The sequence below is a fragment of the Candidatus Limnocylindrales bacterium genome (assembly GCA_035571835.1).
Lineage (GTDB): Bacteria > Desulfobacterota > Binatia > UBA1149 > CAITLU01 > DATNBU01.
In genome coordinates, this window is record DATNBU010000019.1 from 23,429 (window position 1) to 33,470 (window position 10,042).

The following is a 10,042-nucleotide window of genomic DNA, read 5'->3' on the forward strand; positions in this document are numbered from 1 at the left end:
GTCGCGCTGCCTGCGGCTGCGGACGACGGCGCGGGCTTGTCACGCCTGCGACTGCCCGGCAGCATCGCGCCGGGGGATTCATCGTGCGCGGACTGCTGATGTGTCTTGCGTTGCTCGTCGGATGGGTCGCGTCTTATGCGTCGGGTGCATGGCCGTGGCTCGGCTACGCGTCGATGACCCGCAGCACGTTCGGCGCCGGTCCGGTTACGATCGTCGGAGAAAACCGGCGCGGCATCGACGTCGGTCTCGAGACGTTCTACTTCGTCAAAGGGCAGGAGATCGTGATCGAGTACGATGCGGAGATCCGCGCCGGGAGCCTGTGGTTCTACGTATACCGTCCGCTGGATGGCGAGCTCGGCGACGGCACCTCGACGCACATCACGGCGAGCGGAAAAGGCGTGTGGACCGTGCCGGTCGAAGTCAGCGATTTCTACCACATCTCGATCGACGGCTCCGTGGTGAAAGGACAAGGCCACGGCTACGACATCTCGTATACCGTAAAGTGGGGAGCACGCAGCGCCGGATAGCCCCCGATCAACATCCCGGTTCCAGCAGACTCGAACGGCCCAATTCGCGTGCATTCGCGAAGGAAACGGGCTGCGAGCCGTCTATTTCGAATCGACTCGGCGAGATTGGGCGATCCAGGGTTGATCGCCCTTGCCGGCGTCCCTATTTTCGACCGGCGGCGGCAACCAGACCGCGTAAAGGATTTCCAGTGAAACGGCGCGTGTACCTCGACCATCATTCGACGACTCCGGTCGATCCGCGAGTCCTCGACGCGATGCTCCCGTGGTTCACGGAGAAATTTGGAAATGCGGCGAGTCGCACGCACGCGTTCGGCTGGGAAGCCGAGGAGGCGGTCGAAAAAGCGCGCGGCCAGATCGCGTCGCTGATCGGCGCAGATTCCAAAGAGATCGTCTTTACCAGCGGAGCCACCGAGTCCGACAACCTCGCGATCAAAGGCGCGCTGCATTTCCATCGCGCGCGCGGCAACCACATCGTCACCGTGGCCACCGAGCACAAGGCGGTACTCGATTCTGCCAAGGCGCTGGTTCGCGACGGGCTCGCCGAAGTGACGACCCTTCGTCCGGATTCCAGAGGCCTCGTCGCGGCAACCGATGTGGCTTCCGCAATCACCGACCGCACGGTGCTGGTGTCGGTGATGCATGCCAACAACGAGATCGGCGTGATCCAGCCGATTGCCGAAATCGCCCGCATCTGCCGCGAACGCGGCGTACTCTTTCACACCGACGCAGCCCAGAGCGTCGGAAAAATACCCGTCGACATGCGTTCGATGCCGGTCGACCTGATGTCGATGTCCGCGCACAAATGTTACGGGCCGAAAGGTGTCGGCGCGCTTTACGTCCGCGCGCGGGCTCCGCGCGTACGTATCACGGCACAGATCGACGGCGGCGGTCACGAGCGCGGCATGCGATCGGGCACACTCAACGTTCCTGCAATCGTCGGGATGGGAACGGCCGCCGCGATTGCCGCCACGGAGATGGCTGCGGAATCCGCACGCGTGCTCGCGCTGCGCGAACGGCTTCGCGCCGCGCTCGTTCGCGGACTCGACCAGATCCAGATCAACGGCGATCTCGAAGCGAGACTGGCAGGCAACCTCAACGTCAGTTTCGCACACGTCGAAGGCGAATCACTGATGCTCGGGCTTCGCGAGATCGCGCTCTCGTCGGGGTCGGCGTGCAGCTCGGCAACGCTCGAGCCGTCGTACGTGTTGCGTGCGATCGGCGTCAGTGACGAAATGGCCCATTCGTCGATCCGGTTCGGCATCGGACGTTTCAATACCGAAGACGAGATCGATTACGCCGCCGAGCGCGTGATTGCCGAAGTGCGCAGGCTTCGCACGCTGTCGCCGTTTTATCGCGAAAGTCCGGTTGCCGCGGCGCGCGGCTCGGAAGGACATCCATGATCACCGTCACCGACAAAGCGGGAACCCGGATCCGCAAGCTCGCAGAGACTTCGCCTACGCCGGTCAGCGGTCTTCGCATCAAGGTCGTCGGCGGCGGCTGTTCGGGTCTGCAGTACAAGATCGAGCTCGACGCCGAGAAGAAGGGCGACAAGGTCTTCGAAGGCGCCGGCGGCGGCCGCGTACTCGTCGACCGCAAAAGCTACCTGTACCTGGTCGATACCGTGGTCGACTACGCCGAGAGCCTTCAGAACGCCGGATTCCAGATCCAGAATCCGAACGTCAAATCGACCTGCGGCTGCGGCGAATCCTTCGTGGTTTGATCGCTGCCATCGGCCCGTTTTTTATGGCCGGGTGCACAAAATCCCTCCGAAGGTCTTGACTCCGTTAGTCGGATCAGCGCACGTGTGTCTTGTTGCTCTGAGGGGAAATCGAACAGCCTGCCTCGAACTTGGAAGCCGACCTTCCAGCAATGGGTGAAGTCGGTTCTGAGATCCGGGTGGAAGCTCCGGTCTGACCGCCGGCGAGGGTCCGGGACTCTTTATCCTCGGGACCCCAATGCTGCCCCAGGGATGCGACACGTTCGAAAAGTGGTTGGGTCATTCATCGGTGGATGAGGACGGGATCGACGAAGGGTCGAATCCCGGTGCGGTTGTGGAGGTTGTAAGATGGAGGAAGCCACTGAGCGTGGAGGTCGGTTCCAGTCCGACGAGCGCCTTCTCGACGTCTTCGATCCGGACATCATTCTTCCTGCGCAGCACTTCGGTGCGATCCAGCGGAAAAAGTTCCCGTCCGGCGAGCATCGCCTGCTGGTCGCGCTGATCCAGGACGCGATCGAATGCGTGCAGAAACACATCCATGCACGCGATGCCAAGCGCCGTCAGCTTTTCCTCGACGCGCAGGGCTGGATCGGATCGGAAGACGACCGCGGGGTCTTCTCGTTCAATAACGTCTGCATGCTTCTCGGCATGAACCCCGACTACGTTCGCCAGGGCCTGCTCGACTGGTGCGAACGATCGAAGGACCTGCCGCGCGCGCAGCGGCGCCGCACCGGACCGGAGCGTCCGACGGCGCGCATCGTGCCTGCGCAGGCGTCCGACACCGGCCTTGCGATGGTCGGCGAAAGCGTCGCCTGACGACACCCTGCGCGGGCCTGACTGCGCAAGACCCGGCGAGACTCGGAAGCACGGTCACGTTAGAACGTGACCGTTGCCCGGGCCTTTTCCGGTACCGGGTCGAGACGGAGCAGGAGCCCGATGATCATCAAGATCGCGCGTCTTAAAGCGGCGGAAGCGTCCGCCGATCTGGTCGCCATCGCCGTGCGCGACGGCAAGGAGCTTGCGGGCGCAGTCGCGGGCCTGCCGAAGGCCGTGCTCGATCGCGCGTCGAAACGCGCGAAGCGGCTCGGATACAAGGGCAAGCCCGGCGCAACGCTGACGATCCAGGCCGACGGACACGATCTCGTGCTGGTCGGTGTCGGCGACGGCAAGACCAGCGAGCAGTGGCGCAGGGCCGGCGCCGCAGTACGTGCGGTCAGCTCGGCCGCACGCCCGGTCAGCGTTGGATTCGCGCTCGACGCCGCCGACCGCGGCATGGATGTCGTATCGGCCGTCATCGAAGGCATGCGGCTGGCCGGATACACCTTCGAAAAATACCGGGCGAAGAAAGACAACGCGTACGCGGGACCGAAGACCGTGACGCTGTCGTCGCCCGCGCTCACCGACAACGCGCGCACGCGCACCGCGATCCGCGAGACCGAGGCCGTTTGCGAAGCCGTCGCAATGGCCCGCGACCTCATCAACGAAGCGCCGAGCGCACTGGTCCCTTCGGACCTTGCGGCTGCGGCACGCTCGATGGCGCGCGGTCGAACGCTGCGCTGCGAAGTCTGGCAGGGCGAACGCCTGCGCCGCGAAAAAATGAACGGGATCATCGGCGTTTCCGCCGGCAGCCGGCATGGCGGAGCGCTGATCAAGCTCGTCTACACGCCGTCGCGCCGCGCCAAGGCTACGGTCGCGATCGTCGGCAAGGGAATCACATTCGATTCCGGCGGGCTGTCGCTCAAGCCGGCCAAGTCGATGGAAACCATGAAGCTCGACATGGCAGGCGCGGCGATGGTGCTCGGCATCATGAAGTGCCTGCCGGTGCTGGCCCCGGCCGTCGAAGTACACGGCTTCATCGCTTCGGCCGAAAACATGACCGGCAGCGGCGCGCAGAAACCCGGCGACGTGATCCGTTTCCGTAACGGCACGACGGCCGAAGTGCTCAACACCGATGCCGAAGGCCGCCTCGTGCTGGCCGATGCGCTGTGCCTCGCGACCGAGCTCGAGCCCGACTGCATCATCGACGCGGCAACACTGACCGGTGCATGCATGGTTGCGCTCGGCACGCGCATCGCGGGAATTCTCGGCAACGACCAGAAGCTCATCGACCGGCTGATCGAATGCGGACGCGAGACCGGCGAATCGCTGTGGCAGCTCCCGCTGGTCGAAGAGTACGAGGACGACATCAAGTCGTCGGTCGCCGACATCCGCAACGTCGGCGGCGGCTACGCCGGCACGATCAGCGCGGCGCTGTTCCTGCGGCACTTCGTCGGCAAGACCAAGTGGGCCCACCTCGACATCGCCGGTCCGGCGTTTGCCGAAAAGAGCATGCAGTACCTGCCGAGAGGCGGAACCGGCTTCGGCATTCGCACGCTGCTCGCGTACCTCGATTCGATCGGCTGAGCCGCGGATTCGAGCGGCGCCGGCAATTCCCGGCGGCGCGCGACGCTAGGATCGCTCCGGAGGCTGCTGCTCGCCGAGGAATTCCCGCCGTACGTAGTCGAGCGCGTCCTGTCTGCTTTGGAGCCTGCCTTCGAGCTGGGCGTCCTCGACCGAGCGCAGCACGGTCTTGAAAAGCGGCCCCGGCTCCATGCCGAGCTCGCGCAGGTCCTCGCCGCGAATCAGCGGCGGCGGTTTCATCTGCTCGTCCGAGAGCTCGGCGAGCGCGCTCTGGCAGAAATTCCAGTGCGTGAGATCGCCGCGCGAAGACAGCGCGTCGATGCGTGCCAGCTCCATGAGCTCGTCGATCCCTTCCTGGCGCAGGAAACGCTTGAGCGTGGACGCTCGCATCTCCGCTGCCGAGCAGTGCCGCAGATGCTGGTCGACCAGGAACGCGACCCGTTCGATGGTCGCGTTGCTGCGACGAAGCCGGCGCAGGATCTGCGTGGACATCTCGGCGCCGTCGCGCGTGTGGCCGTAGAACGTCCTCGAGCCGTCGGGCTTGGTGCCGGCGCAAAGCGGCTTGGCGACGTCATGCAGCAGCACGCCGAATGCGAGCGTCTCGCTGCACCCGGCGGGCAGATGCCCGAGGCACAGCATCGTGTGCACGAAAACGTCTCCCTCGGGGTGATGCTCAGGAGATTGCTCGCATCCCTTGAGCTCGCTGATCTCCGGCAGAACGTGCGCGAGAAGCCCGGTCTGGTCGAGCAGCTCGAACGATTGCCGCGCGCGGCCTTCGGTCAGCATGCGGACGAGCTCGTCCCCGATGCGCTCCGCGGAAACTTTCGTGATCGTGGCGGCGGCGTGGACGACGGCGTCCAGGGTCTCGCGCTCGATCGGGAATCCCAGGCGCGACGAAAACCGCACTGCGCGCAGCAGCCTCAGATGATCCTCCGCGAAGCGATCGCGCGCATTGCCGACGGCGCGAACGATGCCGGCCTCGAGGTCGGCGCGGCCGCCGACGAAATCGAGGATCCGGCCTGCAACGGGGTCCTCGAACATCGCGTTGATCGTGAAATCGCGCCGGCGCGCGTCGGTCTCGATGTCGGTGAACTCGACGGCCACCGGCCGGCGCCCGTCGACGTACTGATCGTCCTTGCGGAACGTCGCGACCTCGAAATGATGCTGTCCGCTCGGCACCAGGACGATGCCGAACTGGCGTCCGATCGGTACCGTGTGCTCGAACAGAGCTTCGACATCTTCGGGGCGAGCAGACGTGGCCACGTCGTAGTCGGTCGGCGCGTATCCGAGAAGCGCGTCGCGAACCGAGCCTCCGGCGAACACGGCGACGTGGCCTGCGGCCTGAAGCCGGCGGACGATGTGTTCCGCCTCGCTGCGCAGCAGGCTCGCGGTTTGCGTCCCGGATCGTGACGGCGAGCTCATCGGCGAATTCCAGCAGTATCGGCGAAATCGGGGACAGACACCGATTTCAGGAAATCGGTGTCTGTCCCCGATTTCCGGCGCACCGACACATCGGCATGCGAAGAGTGCGGCACCGGCGGATGGTCCCACAGCCATCGCGGCAAGGTCAACCTCGCGCCGGACCTTGTGGCACGGCGGGCTCCGGGGCAGGATGCGACGCGATGTCGCAGCGACCAACGAGCTCCCGCGGCAATGTCGTTTCCATTCCGGGCGTGCGGCCGCACGCGCAGGAGGAAGCCGGCGAACCACGCCCGTATTCTCGGCTGCCGTCGGTCGACGCCGTGCTCTCGTCGAACATGGAGCTCGCCGCGTTCTCGCGCAGCAGCGCCGTCGCAGCAGTGCGCGAAGCGATTTCCGTCGAGCGTGAGCGCATCCGTTCGGGAGAATCCGCGGATGTCTGTGATCCCGACGCAATCGCGCTGCGCTCGCTCGAGCTGCTCCGCGCGCGCGCGCGGCCGCGTCTCGGCCGCGTCGTCAACGCCACCGGAATCGTGCTTCATACCAATCTGGGCCGCGCGCGGCTTTCGACTGCGGCGATCGACGCCGTAAGGCTTGCCGCCTGCGGCGAGGTCAATCTCGAATACGACCTCGCGCGCGGAGAGCGCGGAGAGCGCGACGAGCTCGTCGAAGAGCATCTGTGCGACCTGACCGGCGCCGAAGCGGCGACTGTCGTCAACAACAACGCGGCGGCGGTGTTCCTGGTGCTCAACACGCTCGCATCCGGCAAGGATGTGGTCGTATCCCGCGGCGAGCTGGTCGAAATCGGCGGATCGTTTCGCATTCCAGACATCATGGCGGCCAGCGGCGCGCGACTGCGCGAGGTCGGCACCACCAATCGCACGCACCTGTCCGATTACCGGAAAGCGATCGGACCGGACGTGGCGCTTCTCATGAAAGTGCACGCGAGCAACTACCGCATCGTCGGATTCACCTCGTCGGTCGGACTGGACGAGCTTGCCGCGCTTGCGGCCGGGCACCCGGAGATTCACGTGATCGAGGATCTCGGCTCGGGGGCCGTCGTCGACCTGCAGCCGTTCGGTCTTGCCGAAGAACCGCTCATCGGCGAACGCATTCGCGCCGGAGCCGACCTCGTGCTCGCAAGCGGGGACAAGCTGCTCGGCGGGCCTCAGTGCGGAATCATCGCCGGCCGCCGCGAGCTCGTCGACCGGCTGCGCATGAATCCGCTGCGGCGCGCGCTGCGCTGCGACAAGATGACGCTGGCCGCGCTCGAAGCGACGCTGCGAACGTACCGGTTCTCGACGTCACCGCAGCACGACATCCCCGTCCTGCGTTTTCTTGCGCGCTCCGTCGGCGAGCTGCGTGCGATCGGAGAACGAGCGATCGCGCTGCTCGAAGAGAAACTCGCGCCGCGCTTTTCGTTCGAGCTGGTCGCGTCCAGTGCGCGCGCCGGCAGCGGTTCGCAGCCCGATCATCCGATTGCATCGCTTGCGATCGCGGTGCGGGCCGGCGATCTCGACGCGGTTGCGATCGAGCGCATGTTCCGGACCTCCGAACCGCCGATCCTCGGCCGCATCGAGCGCGACGTGTTTCTTCTGGATCTGCGCGTGATCGACGCCCCGGACGATCTCGTTCCGGCCGTTCCCGATGCGCCCGCACGCTGAACCCGCGGCGCCTGCAGCGGCGGGCTCGAGCGCGCCACGCGACGGCGGTTTTCACCGGCCGGTCCTGCGGGCGATCGTCGGAACGGCCGGACACATCGATCACGGCAAGTCGGCGCTGGTGCACGCGTTGACCGGGATCGATACCGACCGCCTGCCGGAAGAGCGCGAGCGCGGGATCTCGATCGAGCTCGGATTCGCGCACCTCGATCTCGACGGAATCGGCCGCGTGGGCATCGTCGACGTGCCCGGGCACGAACGATTCATCCGCCAGATGCTCGCCGGCGCGCACGGCTTCGATCTGGTCCTGATGGTCGTCGCAGCCGACGACGGAGTGATGCCGCAGACCGAGGAACACTTCGACATCGTCCACCTGCTCGGCGTGCGGCGCGCGATCTTCGTCGTCACCAAGATCGATGCGGTCAGTGCGGATCGGGTTCGCGACGTGCGGGGGGAGATCGAAATTCTTGCTGCCGGTACGCCGTTCGAGGATGCGCCGGTCTCGACGGTTTCCGCGCGAACCGGCGAGGGTGTGCAGTCGCTACGCGGCGAAATCGCCGCGGCGCTGGCCGGGCTCGAATCGAAACCGGAGCACGGAATCCTGCGGATTCCGGTCGACCGCGTGTTCGTTCGCAAAGGACACGGCGTCATCGTCACGGGCACCGCCATTGCAGGCCGTGTCGAGGTCGGCGACGAAGTGATGCTGCTGCCGGGCGAGCGGCGTTCGCGCGTGCGCGAGATCCAGGTGCACGGCGAACCCGCCGAGTTCGCGACGGCCGGACAGCGGGTTGCGCTCAACCTCGCCGGCCTCGACAAGGACAGCATCGTTCGCGGCGATACCGTCACGGCGGCGGCAACGGCAACCGGCGCGACTTTGGGCGCAGGCCTGGTCACGTCGCGACTCGATGCGCGCATCGAAGTGCGGCCGGCAGCCCGCCGCCCGCTCGCTTCGCACGTGCGGGTACGCGTGCATCACGGAACGCGCGAAACTCCGGCCCGGCTGATCTGGCTCGACGGAGTTGCCGAGGTCGCGCCGCGCAGCAGCGGCTTTGCGCAGCTCGCGCTCGCAGTACCGCTGGTGGCCGCTGCAGGCGACCGTTTCATCATTCGCGACGAGACCGCGAGCCGCACGCTCGGCGGCGGCGTAGTGCTGGTCGCACACGCCGAAAAACACCGGAAGTCGCGCGGCAGCGTGCGCCCGGACCTCGAAAGGCTCGAGCACGGCGAGGACGCGACGCGGCTTCATGCACTGCTGACGATGGCATCCGGTCTCGGCCTTGCGCCGCGCGAAGCTGCGCTCGCTGCCGGCATGGCCGAGTCCGATCTGCTGGGCGCGGTCGCAAGCGATCCGGCGCTTTCGGCGCTGCCCGACGAACGCTCGCCGGAGCTCGTCGTCACGACCGAGCGTCTGGAGCGCACGCTGTCGGATCTCGCCGCCATGGTGGTCGGATTCGAACGCGATCACCCGAGCGTCGCCGGAGTCGACGTCGAGCACCTTCGTGGAATGGTGCGACCCGCCGTCGATTCGCGAACCTTCCGACTGCTCGTCGATCGCCTGCTTGCCGGCGGGCGTCTGCGCCGCAGTGGAAACGTGGTTCGCTCCCCGGCCCATGCGCCGGCGCTCAGCGGCGCCGACGATGCGATTGCGGCGCGGTTTCTTTCGCTCGTCGAAACCGCGGGCGTCAGTCCGCCGACGATCAAGGAAGGGGCCGACGCGCTCGGCATCCCCATCGATCGCGCGCGAAAGGTCGCCGGTGTGCTTGCGCTGCGAGGTCAGCTCGTGAAGATTTCCGCAGACATGTTCTATTCGGCTGCCGCGCTCGACGACATTCGTGACCGGCTTTCCCGCTATCTGGAAGGTGCGGGCGAGATCTCGCCGGCCGGGTTTCGCGATCTCATTGCCGCGTCGCGCAAGTACTGTATACCGCTGCTCGACTGGTTCGATCGCTCGGGGATGACGATTCGAGTCGGCGACGTGCGAAAGCTCCGGCGAAGCTGATCCGGCGAGGAAGAGATGGCCACAAGCAAGAAGACCCGTGCGGCCGCATCCCGCGACAAGTCGCCGGCAAAGAAGAAAGCCGCGCGAACGAAGGCGGCGGCTCCGTCGGCGCGCATACGCCTGACCCAGCACGTGAGCTCCGGCGGATGCGCGTGCAAGCTCGGGCCGGCCGATCTTCGCAGCGTGCTCGGCAAGCTTCCGAAGAACAAGCATCCGGATGTCCTGGTCGGCAACGAGACCTGCGACGACGCGGGTGTGTTCCGCTTCGTGCCCGGCAAGGCGCTCGTCAGCACCGTCGATTTTTTTCCGCCGATGGTCG

The 10,042-nt window shown here is 66.1% G+C and carries 9 protein-coding genes; 8 read left to right on the plus strand and 1 reads right to left on the minus strand.

Annotated elements, in window-relative coordinates; genetic code table 11:
• Window positions 1-83: 83 nt before the first annotated feature.
• The 5 genes from VN634_09175 to VN634_09195 all read left to right on the plus strand — a co-directional run bounded on the left by VN634_09175 (window position 84) and on the right by VN634_09195 (window position 4,647).
• Window positions 84-527 carry a hypothetical protein gene (locus VN634_09175; protein HXC51040.1) on the plus strand — a complete coding sequence of 148 codons (444 nt, stop codon included), beginning with the start codon at window positions 84-86 and terminating at the stop codon, window positions 525-527.
• Between the two features lie 188 nt (window positions 528-715).
• Complete coding sequence (locus VN634_09180) at window positions 716-1,927, plus strand: IscS subfamily cysteine desulfurase (GenBank protein HXC51041.1); 1,212 nt, start codon at window positions 716-718, stop codon at window positions 1,925-1,927.
• Complete coding sequence (locus VN634_09185; protein HXC51042.1) at window positions 1,924-2,247, plus strand: iron-sulfur cluster assembly accessory protein; 324 nt, start codon at window positions 1,924-1,926, stop codon at window positions 2,245-2,247. The genes VN634_09180 and VN634_09185 overlap by 4 nt, the downstream gene beginning before the upstream one ends.
• Before the next feature lie 345 nt (window positions 2,248-2,592).
• Window positions 2,593-3,060, plus strand: a complete 468-nt coding sequence (locus VN634_09190; protein ID HXC51043.1) for a hypothetical protein — start codon at window positions 2,593-2,595, stop codon at window positions 3,058-3,060.
• A gap of 120 nt (window positions 3,061-3,180) precedes the next feature.
• Window positions 3,181-4,647, plus strand: a complete 1,467-nt coding sequence (locus tag VN634_09195) for a leucyl aminopeptidase (protein HXC51044.1) — start codon at window positions 3,181-3,183, stop codon at window positions 4,645-4,647.
• Window positions 4,648-4,692: 45 nt separating this feature from the next.
• Here the strand turns inward: VN634_09195 and VN634_09200 are convergent, their stop codons facing one another.
• Window positions 4,693-6,066: a CCA tRNA nucleotidyltransferase gene (locus VN634_09200; GenBank protein ID HXC51045.1), complete on the minus strand. Its 1,374-nt coding sequence runs from the start codon at window positions 6,064-6,066 to the stop codon at window positions 4,693-4,695.
• Between the two features lie 200 nt (window positions 6,067-6,266).
• Here VN634_09200 and selA point away from each other — a divergent pair, with 200 nt between their 5' ends.
• The 3 genes from selA to VN634_09215 all read left to right on the plus strand — a co-directional run.
• Window positions 6,267-7,727 (plus strand): L-seryl-tRNA(Sec) selenium transferase, encoded by a 1,461-nt coding sequence (gene selA, locus VN634_09205; protein HXC51046.1) that lies wholly within the window; start codon window positions 6,267-6,269, stop codon window positions 7,725-7,727.
• The gene (gene selB, locus VN634_09210; protein ID HXC51047.1) at window positions 7,711-9,723 is read left to right on the plus strand and encodes a selenocysteine-specific translation elongation factor; all 2,013 of its coding nucleotides are present in this window, start codon (window positions 7,711-7,713) and stop codon (window positions 9,721-9,723) included. Before selA ends, selB begins: the two co-directional genes overlap by 17 nt.
• Window positions 9,724-9,738: 15 nt before the next feature.
• Window positions 9,739-10,042, plus strand: a 304-nt coding sequence (locus VN634_09215; protein HXC51048.1) for a hypothetical protein, incomplete at its 3' end; no start/stop codon positions are given.

Bases quoted from the DNA above. Each gene is read 5' to 3' on its own strand.
- VN634_09200 (HXC51045.1), bottom strand. From the start codon at position 6,066: ATGAGCTCGCCGTCACGATCCGGGACGCAAACCGCGAGCCTGCTGCGC.
- VN634_09190 (HXC51043.1), top strand. From the start codon at position 2,593: ATGGAGGAAGCCACTGAGCGTGGAGGTCGGTTCCAGTCCGACGAGCGC.
- VN634_09195 (HXC51044.1), top strand. From the start codon at position 3,181: ATGATCATCAAGATCGCGCGTCTTAAAGCGGCGGAAGCGTCCGCCGAT.
- selB (HXC51047.1), top strand. From the start codon at position 7,711: ATGCGCCCGCACGCTGAACCCGCGGCGCCTGCAGCGGCGGGCTCGAGC.
- VN634_09185 (HXC51042.1), top strand. From the start codon at position 1,924: ATGATCACCGTCACCGACAAAGCGGGAACCCGGATCCGCAAGCTCGCA.
- selA (HXC51046.1), top strand. From the start codon at position 6,267: ATGTCGCAGCGACCAACGAGCTCCCGCGGCAATGTCGTTTCCATTCCG.